Source organism: Nocardia gamkensis NBRC 108242, assembly GCF_001612985.1.
Lineage (GTDB): Bacteria > Actinomycetota > Actinomycetes > Mycobacteriales > Mycobacteriaceae > Nocardia > Nocardia gamkensis.
In genome coordinates this window covers 17,711-36,422 of the sequence record NZ_BDBM01000063.1, presented here as the reverse complement: position 1 = coordinate 36,422, position 18,712 = coordinate 17,711, and the positions used below count along the sequence as shown (strand labels likewise).

Below are 18,712 nucleotides of genomic sequence, written 5' to 3'. Positions count from 1 at the left end.
CGAGTCCTATGCCGATCGGTTCCGGCGCGTGCTCGCCGCCGCCACGGCCGATCCAGGGGCGCGCATCGGTGACATCGAACTGTTGTCGGACGCCGAACGAGCGCGGGTGCTGGGGGAATGGAACGCCACCGCGCATCCGCTGCCCGAATCCGACACGCTCGCCTCGCTGTTCGCCGCGCAAGCCGAACGCACCCCGGACGCCGCGGCGATCACCTTCGACGTGACGACACCGGCCGACTCGTCGTCGGACCACCACTCCTCGACACTGACGTATGCCGAGTTCGCCGGGCGGGTCAACCGCTTGGCGCGGTGGCTCGTGAGCCGGGGCGTCGGCCCGGAAACGCTGGTGGCGCTCGGCATGCGCCGTTCCGTCGACCTGGTGGTCGGCATGTACGCGGTGGTCGCGGCGGGTGGCGGCTACCTGCCGATCGACCCCGACCATCCGGCCGAGCGCACCGCGCACATCCTCGAAACGGCCGCGCCGGTGTGCGTGCTGACCGCGGGCGCGGAACTCGATTGCGGCCTGCCCGAGACGCGGATCGACCGGCTGGACCTGTCGGGCTACCCGGACACCCCGCTCACCGACGCCGACCGGCGCGCCGCGCTGCGCCCGGACAACACCGCCTACGTACTGTTCACCTCCGGCTCGACCGGAACGCCGAAGGGCGTGGCCATGAGCCATCGCGGCATCGTCAACCGGCTGCGCTGGATGCAGTCGGCGTACGTCGCGCTCGGGCCGGGGGATGTCCTGTTGCAGAAGACGCCCGCCACCTTCGACGTGTCGGTGCCGGAGTTCTTCTGGCCGTTGCAGGTCGGCGCGCGCATGGTGCTGGCGCGGCCGGACGGGCATCGCGACCCGGCGTACCTGGCGCGCCTCATCCGTGCCGAGGGCGTCACCGCGGCGCACTTCGTGCCGTCCATGCTGGCCGTCTTCGTGGCGGGCGAGTTCGACGCGCCTTCGCTGCGCGAGGTGTTCTGCTCCGGTGAGGCGCTGCCGGTCGGTGTCGCCCACCGGATGCGCGAACTCACCGGTGCCCGGGTGCACAACGGCTACGGGCCCACCGAGGCCGCGGTGGAGGTGACCTTCCACGCGGTGTGCGACACCGACTTCGAGTCCGTGCCGATGGGCAAGCCGATCTGGAACACCCGGACGTATGTTCTCGACGCCCGGCTGCGGCCGGTGCCGGAGGGCGTGCCCGGCGAACTGTATCTCGCGGGTGTCCAGCTGGCGCGCGGCTATCTGGGCCGTCCCGGCCGCACCGGTGACCGGTTCGTCGCCGACCCGTTCGGTCCGCCCGGCGAACGGATGTACCGCACCGGCGATCTGGTGCGGTGGACCCGCGCGGGCGAGCTGGAATTCCTCGGCCGCACCGATTCCCAGGTCAAGCTCCGCGGCCTGCGCATCGAACTCGGCGAGATCGAGTCGGCGCTGCTCGCGACGCCCGCCGTGACCCAGGCCGCCGCTGCGGTACGCGACGATCGCGGCACGGGCGAGCAACTGGTCGCTTACCTCGCGACGGACGCACCGGTCGAGATCGCGACGGTGCGCGACGCGGTGGCCCAGCGGCTTCCCGGCTATATGGTGCCGCAGGCGTTCGTGGTGCTGGACCGGTTGCCGGTGAACGCTTCCGGGAAGCTGGACCGATCCGCGCTGCCCGCGCCCGTGCTCGCGCCCGCGGCCTTCCTGCCCCCGGCGGGCGCGGCGGAAACGCTTGTCGCCGAGACCTTCGAAGCCCTGCTCGGGGTGACCGAGGTGGGCGCAGAGGACGACTTCTTCGCACTCGGCGGCAACTCCCTCAGCGCCACCCAGCTGGCCGCGCGGCTGGGCAAGGCCACCGGCGCCGAGGTGGCGGTGCGCACGATCTTCGACGCGCCCACGGTGCGGGCGCTGGCGCGGCGGATCACCATCGACGGCCCCGTCGAGACCACCGCGGTCGCGCTGCCGCCGCTCACGCCGCAGGAGCGCGGCGGCCCGATCCCGTTGTCGATCGCCCAGCAGCGCATGTGGTTCCTGAACCGGTTCGACACCACCAGCGGCGCGTACAACATCCCGTTCGCGCTGCGCCTCTCCGGGGCGCTGAACGTGCCCGCGTTGGAGGCGGCGATCGCCGACGTGATCGCCCGGCACGAGACGCTGCGCACGATCTATCCCGAACACGACGACGGCGCGACCCAATTGGTGCTTCCCGCCGGGACGAGACTGGTCGAACTGGTCACACGGCCGGTTCCCGCGCAGCAGGTGCCCGAACTCGTCACCGCCGCCGCGCGCACCGGGTTCGACGTCACCGCCGAGGTGCCGCTGCGCGTCCGTCTGCTGCGCGTCGAGGACGACCGGCCGGGCGCGGAGCAGGTTCACATCCTGCTGTTCGTCGTCCATCACATCGCCGCGGACGGTTGGTCTTTCGCGCCACTGACCAGGGACCTGGCCAACGCTTACGTCGCACGGTGCGCGGGCATGGCGCCCGCGCCGAGTTCCCTGCCGGTGCAGTACGCCGACTTCGCGATCTGGCAGCGTGCCGCGCTCGGCTCGGCCGACGACCCGGCCTCGGTGCTGTCGCGCCAGTTGGCCTACTGGACCGATCGGCTGGCCGGGCTGGCCGAGGTGCTGACGCTCCCGTCCGACCGGCCGCGTCCGGCGGTGGCCACCAACCGGGGCGGCGCGCTGACCGGCCGGCTGGACGCCGCTCTGCACGAGCGGATCCACGACCTGGCCGCCGCGCACCGGGTGACGCCGTTCATGGTGCTGCACACCGCGCTGGCCGTGCTGCTGAGCCGCTACGGCGCGGGCGCGGACGTGGTGATCGGCGCGCCGGTCGCGGGGCGCGGCGAGGAAGCGCTGGACGAGCTGGTCGGCATGTTCGTCAACACGCTGGTGCTGCGCACCGAGGTCCGCCCGGACGCGACCCTGGGCGAACTGCTGGCGTCCGTGCGCGCGGCCGACCTGGCCGCCTTCGACCACGCGGCGGTGCCGTTCGAGCAGTTGGTCGAGGTGCTGAACCCCGTTCGCTCGCAGGCGCACGCCCCGCTGTACCAGGTCGCGCTGACCCTGCAGAACCAGGCGGCGCCGGAGTTCCGGCTGCACCGGCTGGCCATCGCCGCGCTCGAGGTGGGCGCGGCGCCGATCCAGCTCGACCTGGATTGGACCTTGACCGACCGCTACACCGCCGACGGCGCGCCGGACGGTATCGACGTGCACCTGCACTACGCGCTCGACCTGTTCGACGAACCGACCGTCGCCGGATTCCTCGCCGCGTTCGAACGCGTGCTGTGCGCGATGGCGCGCGACGCCCGCATCCCGGTCGGCGCGGTCGAACTGATGTCGCCGGCCGAACGCGGCATGCTGCTGTCGGACCGCAACGCCACCGCGCACGCGCTGCCCGCCGAGACGCTGGACGACCTGCTCACCGCCCGCGTCGCCGCCACGCCCGAGCGCGTCGGCGTGTGCTTCGAGGACGCGGCGGTGACCTACGCCGAGTTCGCCTCCCGGGTGAACCGGCTGGCCCGCAGGCTGATCGAGGCGGGTGTGGGCCCGGAGGACATCGTCGGCCTGGCCGCCGCACGCTCGATCGACATGCTCGTGGCGATGTACGCGATCGTGCGCGCGGGCGCGGCGTACCTGCCGATCGATCCGGCGCACCCGGCCGAACGCCTGGCGCGGATCGTGGGAAGCGCCGCGCCGCGGCTGGTGCTGATCGCGGGCGGCGCGACGCTGCCCGCGCTGGACGGTGTGGCCGTCCTCGATCTCGCCGATCTCGACCTCGACGGCGTCGCCGACGGCACGGTCGCCGATGCGGAGCGCGTCGCCGCGCTGCGGCCGGACAACACCGCCTACGTGCTGTTCACCTCAGGCTCCACCGGGCGGCCGAAGGGCGTGGCCGTCACGCACCGCGCGATCATGAACCAGCTGCGGTGGCTGGAATTCCGCTACCGGGTCACCGCGTCCGACCGCATCCTGCAACGCGCGCCGCTGACCTTCGACGTGTCGGTGTGGGAATGCTTCCTGCCGATCGCCGTCGGCGCGCCGCTGGTGATCGCCCGCCCCGGCGGGCACCTGGACCTGACCTACTTCGCGGACCTGTTGCGCGAACACCGCATCACCATCGCCGAGTACGTGCCCTCGGTGCTGGCCGCGCTGCTCGGCGAGGGCATGGGCGACGCGCTGCGGTCGTTCCGGCACCTGCACTGCGGCGGCGAAGCGCTCACCCCGGACCTGCTCGCCGCGCTGCGCGGCAGCTTCGACGGCGCGGTGCACAACGCCTACGGCCCCACCGAGGCGGCGATCTCGGCGATCTACCACGAGTTCACCGACGCCGACGCGGGAGCAGGCCGGGACGTGGCCATCGGCCGCCCGTGCTGGAACACCAGGGCCTACGTGCTGGACGCCCGGTTGCGCCCGGTGCCGATCGGCGTCACCGGAGAGCTGTATCTCGCGGGTGACCAACTTGCGCGCGGGTATCACGCCCGCCCGGGGCCGACCGCCGAACGATTCGTCGCCGACCCGTTCGGGGTGCCCGGCCGCACGATGTACCGGACCGGTGACCTGGCGCGCTGGAACCGCGAGGGCGATCTGGTGTATCTGGGCCGCAACGACTTCCAGGTCAAGTTGCGCGGCCAGCGGATCGAGCTGGGCGAGATCGAGGCGGTTCTCGCCGCCGCGACCGGCGTGACGAACGCGGCGGTGCGCGTGGCCCGCGACAGCGCGGGACAGGAATGCCTGGTCGGTTACGTCACCGGGGCGGACGTGGCGCCGGAGACGGTGCTCGACGAGGCGCGCGCCCAGCTGCCCGCGTACATGGTGCCCACGCATGTCGTCGTGCTCGACGAGATGCCGTTGACCACCGTGGGCAAGCTCGACCGGTCGGCGCTGCCCGCCGTCGAACTCACCTCCACCGCAGGGGAGTTCCGCGCGCCGCGCGAGGGGACCGAGGCGGTGCTCGCCACGCTGGTCGCCGACCTGACCGGTGCGGCGCGGATCGGCGCGGACGACGACTTCTTCGCCCGCGGCGGCAATTCGCTGCTGGCCATGCGGCTGGTCGCCAGGGTCAACGCCGCCTTCGGGTGCGCGCTGACCGTGCGCGAGGTGTTCGAGACGCCGAGCGTGGCGGGGCTGGCGTCGCGGGTCGCCCGGTCGGAGCGCCCGGATACCGCAAGGCCCGCGCTCGCCCCGGCCGAGCGTCCCGCTCGAATCCCGTTGTCGCTGGCGCAGACCCGCATGTGGCTGCTGCACCGGCTCGATCCGGATTCGGCGGTGTACCACATCCCGATCACCATCCGGCTCACCGGTGCGCTGGACGAGGCGGCGTTGCGGTCTGCCGTGCGCGACGTGATCGATCGGCACGAATCGCTGCGCACCGTCTTCCCCGCGGATGCCGACGGCCCGACCCAAGTGGTGCTCAGCGGCGCGGATGTGCCCGAGCTGCCGCTGCACCCGATCGAGGTGACCGAGCCGGACCTGCGTGGCGCGGTACTCGCGGTAGCCGCCGCGAGTTTCGACCTGTGCACACGTATCCCGGTGCGGGCGAGCCTGTTCCGCGTCGCGCCGGACGATCACCTGCTCGCCGTCGTGGTCCACCACATCGCCGCCGACGGCGTCTCCACCGCCCCGCTGGCCCGCGACCTCATGACGGCCTACACCGCGCGCGCAGCCGGGGAGACGCCGTCGTGGCGTCCGCTGCCCGTGCAATACGCCGACTTCACCCTCTGGCAGCGCGCCGCGCTGGGGTCCGCGGACGATCCGGACTCGGCGCTGTCGACCCAGATCGCCTACTGGCGGGCCGAACTCGACGGACTCCCGCCGGTGCTGGAGCTGCCCGCCGACCGCCCCCGCCCGGCGGTGGCCTCCGGGCGCGGCGCCACCGTCGAATTCGCGATCCCCGCCGACCTCACCGGCTCGATCGCCGAACTCGCTCGCCGGCGCGGGGTCTCGATGTTCATGGTGCTGCACGCCGCCTACGCCGCGCTGCTCGCGCGGCTGGCCGGAGTGGACGACGTCGCCATCGGCACCCCGGTCGCGGGACGCGGCGAACAAGCGCTGGACGACCTGGTCGGCATGTTCGTCAACACCCTCGTGCTGCGCACGCCGATCGCGGCGGACGCGTCCTTCGCCGAACTGCTCGCTCGCGTGCGCGAGGCCGATGTGCGGGCCTTCGCCCACGCCGACCTTCCCTTCGAACGCCTGGTCGAGGAGCTGAACCCGGTCCGCTCGCAGGCGCATTCGCCGATCGTGCAGACGCTGCTCACCTTCGAGCAGCACGACGACACCGTGCTGCGCCTGCCCGGTCTCACCGTGTCGGCCTATCCGCTGGACAATCGCGTCGCCCAGTTCGACCTGGCCGTGGAATTGACCGAGCACCGCGCGGAGACCGGTTACGCGCTGCGCGGTGTGCTGCGCTACGCCACGGACCTGTTCGACCGGGCCACCGTCGAGACGTTCGGGGCTCGCTTCGCGCGGGTGCTGCGGGCCGCGGTGGCCGATCCTTCGGTGCGGGTCGGCGACCTCGAACTCCTGGCCGACGCCGAGCGGGCGCTGGTGCTCGACCGATGGAACGACACCGCGGCCGCCGTCGACCCGGCGGCCACGCTGGTCTCGCTGTTCGAGGCGCAGGTGGCCGAGACCCCGGACGCGCCCGCGGTCACGGTCGAGGGGCACATCATGGCCCACTCGTCGCCCGACCACCACCCCCACATGAGTAGCTACGCGACGCTCACGTACTCCGAGTTCGCCGGACGGGCGCGACAGCTGGCGCGCTGGCTGGCCGGGCAGGGCGTCGGCCCCGGCACCCCGGTCGCGCTCGGCATGCGCCGGTCGCTGGACCTGGTGCTCGGCATCTACGCGGTCACCCTCGCGGGCGGCGCGTACGTCCCGCTCGACCCCGACCATCCGGCCGAGCGGCTGGAATACGTGCTGTCGACCGCACGACCGGTGTGCGTGCTCACCTCTGGCCTCGATCTGGACGCGGGCGCGGCACGACAGGTCCGGATCGACCGGCTCGACCTGACCGGCTACTCCACCGCTGCGCTGACCGCTCTCGACCGGCTCGGCTCACCCGCGCCCGGGCACACCGCTTATGTGATTTTCACCTCGGGATCGACCGGACGCCCGAAGGGCGTCGCGGTCACCCACGCGGCGATCGTGAATCGCCTCACATGGATGCAGTCGGCCTATCCGCTGGCCGCCGACGACGTGGTGCTGCAAAAGACCCCCGCCACCTTCGATGTTTCCGTCTGGGAGTTTTTCTGGCCCTTGGCTTTCGGCGCCCGGCTGGTGGTCACTCGTCCAGATGGTCATCGCGACCCGGCCTATCTGGCTCGCGTGATCGTCGAGCAGCGCGTCACGACGGTGCACTTCGTGCCCTCCATGCTGGGGGTTTTCCTGGCGGAGCCACGCACGGGTGAGTGCATTACGCTGCGCAGCGTCTTCGCATCGGGCGAGGCATTGCCCGCGGTTACCGCGCAGCGGGCGCGAGAGCTGATCGGAGCGCGGGTGCACAACCTGTACGGCCCTACCGAGGCCGCTGTCGACGTCACCTATCACGAGGTGACCGACGAGGACCTGGTGTCCGTGCCGATCGGTAGGCCGGTGGCCAACACCCGCTTGCTGGTGCTGGACGCCCGGCTGCGGCCGGTGCCCGTCGGCGTGCCGGGGGAACTGTACCTGGCAGGCGCGCAGCTGGCGCAAGGTTATGTGGCGCGCCCCGAACTGACCGCCGATCGGTTCGTGGCCGGTCCGTTCGGGCCCGCCGGAGCGCGGATGTATCGCACGGGCGACCTCGTGGCCTGGCGGCCGGACGGTGAACTGGAGTACCTGGGTCGGACGGACTTCCAGGTGAAGCTGCGCGGTCTGCGCATCGAGCCGGGCGAGGTCGAATCGGCGCTGCTGGCGGTGGACGCGGTCGCGCAGGCGGTGGTGCTGGTCCGTTCGGACGAGCGGTCGGGTGATCAGCTGGTCGCCTACCTGGTCGCCTCGGGCAGCCACACGATCGACACCGAGCAGGTGCGTGCCGCGCTGAGCGCCGAACTGCCCGCGTATGCGGTGCCCACGGCGTTCGTCGTCGTCGAGCGGTTCCCGGTCAACGCTTCGGGCAAGCTGGACCGGGCCGCACTGCCCGCGCCGGAGTTCGCGACCGCGGGCTACCGGGCTCCGGCCACCCGCGTCGAGGCGACCGTCGCGCGGATCGTCGCGGCGCTGCTCGGCGTCGAGCGCGTCGGCGCGGACGACGACTTCTTCGCTCTCGGCGGCAACTCGCTGATCGCCACCCGGGTCGCCGCTCGGCTGGGCGCCGAACTGGACGCCGAGATCCCGGTGCGCCTGCTGTTCGAGGCGCCGACCGTGACCGCGCTGGCCGCGCGGGCCGAACGGCTGGCGGGCACGGGCGCCGAGCCCGCGCTCGCGCCGCGGCCGCGTCCGGAACGCGTACCGCTCTCGCCCGCGCAGCAGCGCATGTGGTTCCTCAACCGCTTCGATCCCGCCGAGACCGTGCACAACATCGCCGTGGTGGTCCGCCTCACGGGCTATCTGGACCCGGACACCCTCGCCGCCGCTGTCGGCGACCTGGTCGGCAGGCACGAAACCCTGCGCACCGTGTACCCCGACCACGACGGCATCGGCTACCAGCGCATTCTCGACGCCACCCACGTTCCGGCGATCCAGGTGCTGGAGGCGGCGGGCGCGCTGCGGCAGTTCGTCGCCGCCCCCTTCGACCTCGCCGCCGAGGTGCCGCTGCGCATCGGCTTGGTCACCCGGTCCGATCGCGATCACCTGCTGGCCCTGGTGGTGCACCACATCGCGGCCGACGGCTTCTCGATGGGGCCGCTGGCCCGCGATCTGGCCGCCGCCTACGCGGCCCGCGCGACGCGCACCGCCCCGGTCTGGACCGAACTCGACCTGCAATACGCCGACTACGCGCTCTGGCAGCGCGAAGTGCTCGGCGCCGAGGACGACCCGCGCTCGGTGGCCGCGCGGCAGCTGGCGTACTGGCGCGAGACGCTGCGCGCGCTGCCCGCTCAGCTCGACCTGCCCGCCGACCGCCCGCGCCCCCCGATCGCCTCGCACGCCGCGGCGAGCACGACCACGACGCTGCCCGGCGAGGTGGGCGACGGCATCGCCGCCGTGGCCGCGCGCTACGAGGCCACACCGTTCATGGTCGTGCACGCCGCGCTGGCCACCCTGCTGGCCAGGCTGTCCGGCACGGACGACATCGCGATCGGCGCGCCCGTCGCGGGCCGCGGTGACGCGGCGCTGGACGATCTGGTCGGCATGTTCGTCAGCACCGTGGTGTTGCGCGCGCGGGTCCCCGGCTCGGACACCTTCGCCGCCGTGCTGCGCCGGGTGCGCGAGCACGACCTGGACGCCTTCGCCCACGCCGATGTGCCGTTCGAGCGCCTGGTCGAGGCGCTCGACCCGCCGCGCTCGCAGGCCCGGCACCCGCTGTTCCAGATCGCGCTGTTTTTCCAGAACCTCGCGCCGGTCACCCTGGACATGGCGGGCGTCACCGTGTCCGAGCACGAATTCGACTACGAGACAACGCCGTTCGACCTCCAGCTCACCGTCACCGGCGACGCGCTGCGCTTCACCTACGCCACCGATCTGTTCGACGCCGCCACCGTCGAGACCTTCGGCGCGCGCTTCGCCCGCCTGCTCGCCGCGGTCACCGCCGACCCGGAACAGGTGGTCGGCGACATCGATCTGTTCGGCACGGGCGAACTGCACCGCGTGGTCACCGAGTGGAACGACTCCGCGCACACCGCCCTGGCCGACGAACTGCTGCTCGACGAATTCGAGGCGCAGGCCGCCGCGACGCCCGATGACCCGGCGCTGGTGTTCGTGCCCGACAGCGCGACGCCGGCGTCCACCGTGACCTACGGCGATCTGGACCGGCGCGCCAACCGGCTGGCCCGCCACCTGATCGCGGCGGGCGTCGGCCCCGAATCGCTGGTGGCGCTGGCGATCCGGCGCTCACCGGAGCTGGTGATCGCGATGTACGCCGTGCTCAAAGCGGGCGGCGCGTACGTGCCGATCGACCCCGACCACCCCGCGCGGCGCATCGCGCACATCCTCGAGACCGCGCGGCCCGTGGCCGTGCTCACCACGACGGCCGATCGGATCGACGCGGGCGCGTCCGTCGCCACCGTCCTGGTCGACGCCATCGCGCTGGACGGCTACTCCGACGACCCCATCGCGGCGGACGAACGTTCCGCGCCGATCCACCCCGGCAGCCCGGCCTATGTGATCTTCACCAGCGGATCCACCGGAAAACCCAAGGGCGTCAGCGTGTCACACGCGGCGATCGTCAACCAGATGACCTGGATGCAATCGCGATACGGCCTCACCGCCGACGACGTGTACCTGCAAAAGACCGCGACCACGTTCGACGTGTCGCTGTGGGGCTATTTCCTGCCCCTGCGCGTCGGTGCCACACTGGTGCTGGCTGCACCGGACGGCCACCGCGACCCGGGCTACCTCACCCAGGTGATCGCCGAACGACGAGTCACCATCACCGATTTCGTGCCGTCGATGCTCAGCGTCTTCGCCGGGCACGTCGCGGCCGCCGGACACAGCGGCGCACTCGAGTCGCTGCACACGGTGTTCGTCATCGGCGAGGCGCTGCCCGCCGAGACCGTGCGGGCGTTCGGCGCGGTGAGCGCCGCACGGGTGCACAACCTGTACGGCCCGACCGAAGCGGCGGTGAGCATCACCCACCGCGACGTGACGGGTGAGAGCGTCCGCACCGTCCTGCCGATCGGCAACCCGGAATGGAACAGCCGGGTCTACGTGCTGGATTCGCGGCTGCGCCCGACGCTGCCCGGCGTCGCGGGCGAGCTGTATCTCGCGGGCGTCCAGCTCGCGCGCGGCTACCACGGCAGGCCGGATCTCACCGCGGACCGCTTCGTGGCCAACCCGTTCGGCGCACCGGGGCAGCGGATGTACCGCACCGGCGACCTGGTGCGCTGGGACGCCGGCGGCGACACCGCCGAACTGGTGTATCTGGGCCGCACCGACTTCCAGGTGAAGTTCCGCGGCCAGCGCGTAGAACTCGGCGAGATCGAGGCCGCCCTCGCGGCCGCGCCGGGGGTGGCGCAGGCGGCGGCCCGGGTGGTCACCACCGTCACCGGCGACGACCACCTGGTCGGCTACCTCACCGCCGACCCGGGCGCGGTGCTGTCGGATGCCGAGGTGCTGCGCGCCGCCGCGGCCGCGCTGCCGTCGTACATGCTCCCCTCGGCGCTGGTCACGCTGGACGCCTTCCCGCTCAACGCCTCCGGCAAGCTGGACCGTAAGGCGCTGCCGGAACCGGTGTTCGACCGCGTCGCCTACCGCGCCCCGGTGACGCCCGCCGAACGCGTGGTGGCCGACGCCGTCGAATCGGTGCTGGGCTCCGGCCCGATCGGCCTCGACGACCACTTCTTCGCCTTGGGCGGCAACTCGCTCAGCGCCACCCGGGTACTGGCCCGGATCGGCGACCGGCTCGGTCGCCGCGTCCCGGTGCGGCTGCTGTTCGAGGCGCCGACCGTGGGCGCGCTGGCCGAACTGCTCACCGCGGACGCCGCCGCGACCGAGCGGGTGGTGCCGCTGGTGGCCGGGCCACGGCCGGAACGGATTCCGCTCGCGCCCGTCCAGCGCGGCATGTGGTTCCTCAACCGGCTCGATCCGGCTTCGCCCGCCCACAACATCCCCGTCGCGCTGCGCATCGAGGGCGAACTGAACGTCGACGCCCTGGTGGCCGCGTTCGCCGACGTCGTGGCGCGGCACGAGAGCTTGCGCACGCTGTACCCGGCGGACGCGACCGGTGCGGCTCACCAGGTGATCCTGCCGCCGGACAGCGCCGCCGTGCGATTGACGGTCGAAGCGCCGGACGGCCGTGCCGTCGAGGACCGGATCGCCGAAATCCGCGCCGCCGGTTTCGATGTCACCGCCGAGGTCCCGGTGCGTGCCACACTGCTGCGCGAGCACGCCACCAGTCACGTACTGGTCGCCGTGGTGCACCACATCGCGGCCGACGGCTACTCGATGAGCCCGCTGCTGCGCGACCTGCTGACGGCCTATCTCTCCCGCGTCCTCGGCTCCCGCCCGGTCTGGCCCGCTCTCGCCGCCCAGTACCCCGATTACGCTCTCTGGCAGGACTCCGAGCTGGAAAACACCGTCGCGCAACAGCTTCCGTATTGGTCCGAGACCTTGCGCGACCTGCCCGACGAACTCGAGTTGCCCGCCGACCGTCCACGTCCGGCCGTCGCGACCGGGCGCGGCGCGAACGTGCGGGCCAGAATCGGCGGCGGCGTCGCCGCGCGCGTCGCCGAACTGGGCGCGCGACACGACGCGACGCCGTTCATGGTGGTCCACGCCGCGCTCGCCGTCCTGCTGGCTCGCCTGTCGGGCTCCGACGACATCCCGATCGGCACTCCGGTGGCAGGCCGCGGCGCGGCGGCCCTGGACGACCTGGTCGGCATGTTCGTCAACACCGTGGTGCTGCGCGTCCGCCCGGACCAGGACCGCTCCTTCACCGACCTGCTCGCCCGGACCAGAGCCGTCGATCTCGCCGCCTTCGAGCACGCGGGCGTGCCGTTCGACCGGGTGGTCGACGAACTCGGCGTCGAGCGCTCCCAGGCCCGGCATCCGCTGTTCACCGTGGCGCTGAGCTACCTGAACGCCGGAACCGGCCCCTTCACCGTGCCGGGCCTCGAGCTGACCGCCGTCGAATTCGACGAGCCGGTGGCCCGATTCGACTGGCAGTTCACCGTGTCCGCCGAGCCGGACGCCGACGGTCATCTCGCGGTCGAACTGGACTACGCCACCGACCTGTTCGACGGCGCCACCGCCCGCGCCGTGCTGCGCCGCTTCGGCAGGCTGCTCGGCGCGCTCACGGCGCGACCGGACGCGCCGATCGGCACGGTCGACCTGCTGGCGCCCGCCGAGCGCGCCGACCTGCTCGGCCGCCGGGGCGACGCGCCGGTGCCACCGCACACGCTGGCCGAACTCATGGCCGTCGCGGTCGCGTTCGACCCGGACGCGGTCGCGCTGGTCGCGAGCGACCGGCAGCTGACCTACCGGACGCTGGACGAGCAGTCGTCGCGATTGGCGCGCATGCTCATCGGACACGGAATCGGCGCCGAGGACGTGGTGGCCGTAGCGGTGCCGCGCTCGATCAGCTCCGTGCTCGCGGTGTGGGCGGTGGCCAAGACCGGCGCGGTGTTCGTCCCGGTCGACCCCACCTATCCGGCCGAGCGGATCGCGCACATGCTCACCGATTCCGGTGCGGCGCTGGGCCTGACGATCGCCACCTGCCGCGCGGCACTGCCCGGTGCCGTCGACTGGCTGGTGCTGGACGCGCCGTCCACGGCGGCGCGGATGCGCCGCAACAGCGGAGCACCGATCGATGCCGCCGAGCTGATCCGCCCCGTGCGGGTGGAGAACCCGGCCTGGATGATCTACACCTCCGGCTCCACCGGCACCCCCAAGGGCGTGGTCGCCACGCACGGCGGCCTCGCCGGAGTCGCCCTCGCGCAGCGGGACCGGTACACGGTCACCGCCGCCGCGCGCGTCCTGCACGTGGCCTCGCCCAGCTTCGACGCATCCATGCTCGAACTGCTGCTGGCCCTGTCCGCCGGAGCCGCGCTGGTGATCGCGCCCCCGGGCGTCTACGGCGGCGCGGAACTCACCGCGCTCATCCGCGACCGGCGGGTGACGCACGCGTTCCTCACCCCGGCGGTCCTGCCGACGCTCGACCCGGCCGAGCTGAGCTGCCTGCGGCAACTCACCGTCGGAGGCGAGGCCTACGGCCCGGACACGGTGCGGCACTGGGCGCCCGGCCGGTCGTTCCACAACACCTACGGCCCCACCGAGACCACCGTCATCGCGACGATCAGCGCGGCGTTGCGGCCCGGCGATCCCCTCGATCTGGGCACGCCGATCCACGGCATGTCCGCGCTGGTGCTGGACCGCAGGCTGCGGCCCGTGGCGGTCGGCGTCACCGGCGAGCTGTACCTGCGCGGACCCGGCCTGGCCCGGGGATATCATGCGCGGCCCGGGCTTTCGGCGTCCCGGTTCGTCGCCGACCCCTACGGCCCCGCCGGCGGACGGCTGTACCGGACCGGTGACCTGGTGCGCTGGACCCGGTCGGGCGCACTGCGCTATGTCGGGCGTTCGGATCAGCAGGTGAAGGTGCGCGGCCTGCGCATCGAACTCGGTGAGATCGACGCCGTGCTCGCGGCACACGAGACGGTGCGCACGGCCGTCACCGTGGGCCACACCGACGCCTCGGGCGCGGTGTCGCTCGTCTCCTACGTCGTCGCCGCCCCCGGCCATACGATCGTCGTCGCCGATCTGCTGGTGCACGCCGCTCGCTCGCTCGCCGGGTACATGGTGCCGAGCAGCCTGCTGGTACTGGACGAACTGCCTTTGACTCCGGTCGGCAAGGTGGATCGAACCGCGCTGCCGCGGCCCGAGCTTCGCGCGGCGCCGTTCCGCGCGCCCGGCACCGAGGTCGAGCGAGCGGTGGCGCGAACGGTCGCGGAGGTCCTCGGACTCGAGCGCGTCGGCGCGGACGACGACTTCTTCGCTCGCGGCGGCAACTCGCTGACCGCGACCCAGCTGGCCGCGCGACTCGGGGACCGGCTGGCGGTCGCCGTCGGCGTCCGCGCGGTGTTCGAGCACCCGACGGTCGCCGCGCTGGCCCGCGCGCTCGAGATCGCCTCCGGTGCGGCTCCCCGCCCCGCGCTCACCCGGCGCGCGCTGACCGGCCCGGTGCCCCTTTCGCTCGCGCAGCAGCGCATGTGGTTCCTCAACCGCCTGGATCGGCAGTCCACCGCCTACAACATCCCGCTGGCGGTGCGCCTGACCGGCGAGCTGGATGTGGCGGCGCTGAACGCCGCGATCGGCGACGTCGTCGCCCGCCACGACGTGCTGCGCACGGTCTACCCGCTGCACGCGTCCGGGCCGGTGCAGGTCGTCTTGCCGGTCGCCGACAGCACACCGGTGTTGGCGCCCATCGCCGTCGCGGCCGACGATCTCGCCGCGGCGGTGGCCGACTTCGTCGGCGGCGGGTTCGACGTCACCGACACCGTCCCCGTCCGCGCCCGGCTGTTCGCTCCGGTCGACGGCGCCGCTGCGGATCCGGTGACCGAGCACGTGCTCGTCGTCGTGGTGCACCACATCGCCGCGGACGGCTCGTCGCTGGCGCCGTTGGCCCGCGACGTCATGCTCGCCTACGCGGCACGCAGACGCGGAGCCGCGCCGGACTGGTCGCCGCTTCCGGTGCAATACACCGATTTCAGCGTGTGGCAGCGCGAACTGCTCGGCGCGGAGGACGATCCCGCCTCGCTGCTGGCGCGTCAGATCCGGTTCTGGACCGAGACGCTGGCCGATCTGCCCGCGCAGCTGAACCTGCCCGCCGATCGCCCGCGCCCCGCCGTCTTCGCGACGCGCGGCAGGCACGTCGATTTCGCGATCGCCCCGGACGTGCACGCCCGGCTGACCGAACTCGGCCGCGAATCCGGTGCGACGCTGTTCATGGTGCTGCACGCGGCGTTCGCGGTGCTGCTCGCCCGCCTCTCGGGCACCGCGGACATCGCGGTGGGCACGCCGGTGGCCGGGCGCGGAGCGGCCGAACTCGACGACGTGGTCGGCATGTTCGTCAACACGCTGGTCCTGCGGGCCCGGGTCGACGCGGGCGAGGGTTTCGCGGGCCTGCTCGCTCGCGTCCGCGCCACCGATGTCGCGGCCTTCGCGCACGCCGACGTGCCGTTCGAGCGCCTGGTCGAGGTGCTCAACCCGGAGCGGTCCACCGCCCGCCATCCGCTGTTCCAGGTCGGCTTCTCCTTCCACAACCAGGCGGAAGCCGATTTCTCGCTGGACGGATTGACCGCCACCGCCGCCGATTTCGACTCCGAGGTCGCCCAGTTCGATCTGCACCTGGTCGTCACCGACCGCTACGGCCCCGGCGGAACCCCGGCGGGCATGGCGGCCTCGCTCACCTACGCCACCGCCCTGTTCGACGAGTCCACGGTGGCCGGGTTCGCCACCCGCCTGCAACGGCTGCTGAACGCGGTGTGCGCGGACCCGCGGCTGCCCGTCGGTGATCTCGCGCTGCTCGACCCGGCCGAGACCGAGCGCGTGCTGGTGACCTGGAACCGAGCCGGGCAGGCCTTCGCCCCGACGACGCTGATCGCCGCGTTCGAGGCGCAGGCGGCCAGGACGCCACAGGCGGTCGCCATCGTCGACGACGCCACCACCCTCACCTACGCGGAGTTCGCCGCGCGGGTCAACCGCCTGGCCCGGGTGCTCATCGCACGCGGGATCGGCCCGGAGGCGCCGGTGGCGCTGGCCATTCCGCGCAGCGTCGACCTGCTCGTCGCGATGTACGCGGTGGTGACGGCAGGCGGTGCGTACGTGCCGCTGGACCCGGCGCATCCGCTGGAACGCACCGCGAGCGTGCTCGCCGCCGCGGGACCGCACCTGGTGCTCACCTCGGCGCGCGAGCCGATGCTGCCCGTGACGGCATCGGAACACGGTGTGGTGCTCGATATCTCGACCGTCGCCGACACCGTGGCCGACCACCCGGTGCGCGACGACGAACGGATCGCCGCGCTCTCGCCCGCGAACACCGCGTACATCATCTTCACCTCCGGTTCCACCGGTGTGCCGAAGGGGGTGGCGGTGCCGCACGTGGCGGTCGCGCATCAGCTGGACTGGATGCAGTCGGAATACGCGCTCGGCACGGACGACGCGGCGCTGGTGCTCACCTCGGCCGCCTTCGACCTGTCGGTGTGGGAGTACTGGTGGGCGTTGCGAACCGGAGCCCGGCTGGTGCTCGCCCCGCAGGACGCGCAGCGCGACCCGGCGGGCCTGCTCGACCTGGTTCGCCGCGCGTCGGTGACGACGCTGACCCTGGTGCCCTCGCTGCTGGCGATGCTGGCCGAAGCCTCCGGCGAGCGCATGCTGCCGCGTTCGCTGCGCCGGTTGCTCGTCATCGGCGAGGCGTTGCCCGCCGCGACGGTGCGGCGGGTCGAGGCGCTCACCGCGGCCGGGATCGACAACCTCTACGGCCCCACCGAAGCCGCGGTGTCGGTCACGCGGTTCCGTGCGGAAACCGATATCCGGCAAGCGCTGGTGCCCATCGGCACGCCCCAATCCGGTAGCCGGGTCTACGTGCTCGACGACCGGCTGCACCCGGTGCCCGCCGGGGTGACCGGTGAGCTGTACCTCGGCGGCGCGCAACTGGCCCGTGGCTATCACGGCCGAACCGAACTCACCGCGGAACGGTTCGTGGCCGACCCGTTCGGGCCGGCGGGCGCCCGCCTGTACCGCACCGGCGACATGGTGCGCTGGGCCGCCGACGGCAACCTCGAGTACGTCGAGCGGCGGGATTTCCAGGTGAAGATCCGCGGCTACCGCATCGAACTCGCCGAGATCGAGCACGCCCTGCGCTCGCGGCCCGAGATCGGCGCGGCGATCGTCCTCGCCTACGACACCGACGGCGCGAACGCCGTTCTGGCCGGTTACTTCACCGCCGCCGAGCGGCTCGACCCGAGCGCGCTGCGCGCCGCGCTGGCCGATGTCCTGCCGAGCTACATGGTGCCCACGCAACTGCGGCAACTGGAGACCTTGCCGCTCACCGCGAACGGCAAGGTCGATCGCGCGGCCTTGCCGCGCCCGGAGCCGCACGCGCGGGAATCCCGCGCGCCCGGGACCGATCTGGAACATGCCGTGTGCGCGGACTTCGCCGAGGTGCTCGCCGCCGAGCGGGTCGGCCTGGACGACAACTTCTTCGAGCGCGGCGGCAACTCGCTGCTGGCCACCCGCTTGGCCGCCCGCCTGAGCGCGGCGCTGGGCGAGCAGATCCCGGTGCTCTGGCTGTTCGCCGCGCCGACGCCGGCGCGTCTGATCGCCCAGCTGGAGCAGCACCGCCGCGGTCGCGGCCGGGTCGACGCGGCCGCCGCGTTCGACGTCGTGCTCGCGCTGCGCACCGGCGGCGCTCGGGAGCCGCTGTTCTGCATCCATCCCGCCGGTGGTGTGGCCTGGTCCTTCGCGGGTCTCGCGGCGCACCTGGACCCGGAGCGGGACGTGTACGGCATCCAGTCGCCGATGCTGAACCCGGGCGAGGCCCTTCCGGAGTCCATCGACGACTGGGCGCGCCGGTACGTGCGGGAGATCCGCGCCGTGCAGCCCGAGGGGCCCTACCACCTGCTCGGCTGGTCGCTCGGCGGCGTGCTGGCACACGCGGTGGCGACGCAGTTGCAGGAGCAGGGCCAGCGGGTCGCGGTCCTGGCCATGATGGACAGCTCGCTGCGGGTCGAGGCGGAGGAGGCCACCGCCCTGCCGGTCGCCGATCTGCTCGGCGGGTTGCTCGGCGAAGCGGCCGATGACGGGGACGCCGAACCGGACCTGCCCCGGCTCGCGCGCAGGCTCGCGCAACTGCCCGAGCCGTTCGCCTCGTTCGGCGCCGACCGCCTCGACCGAGTGCTGAGCGCGGGGGCCGGGTCACTGGAGTTGATCCGGCGCTACCGCCCCCGCCCGTACAAGGGCAACCTGCTGTACTTCACCGCCGCGCTGGACGATCCCACCGGCGCCGCGGGCGCCGCGAGCTGGGCCGACGCCGTGGACGGCACCGTGCACAACCACGCGGTGCACGCCTCGCACTGGCGGATGACCTCGGAGTCCGCGCTGGCGCGGATCGGCCACGTCCTCACAGCGGCACTGGCGGACACCGAGCGCCCCTAG

General features: G+C 72.8%; 1 protein-coding gene (only partly in view). It reads left to right on the top strand.

What is annotated here, in order from left to right; translation table 11 throughout:
* Positions 1 to 18,712, top strand: the 3' portion of a protein-coding gene (locus NG1_RS31340) for a non-ribosomal peptide synthetase (RefSeq protein WP_062976900.1). It extends 6,566 nt beyond the left edge of the window; 18,712 of the gene's 25,278 nt are visible here — the last part of the coding sequence; the start codon falls outside the window, past its left edge; the stop codon is at positions 18,710 to 18,712.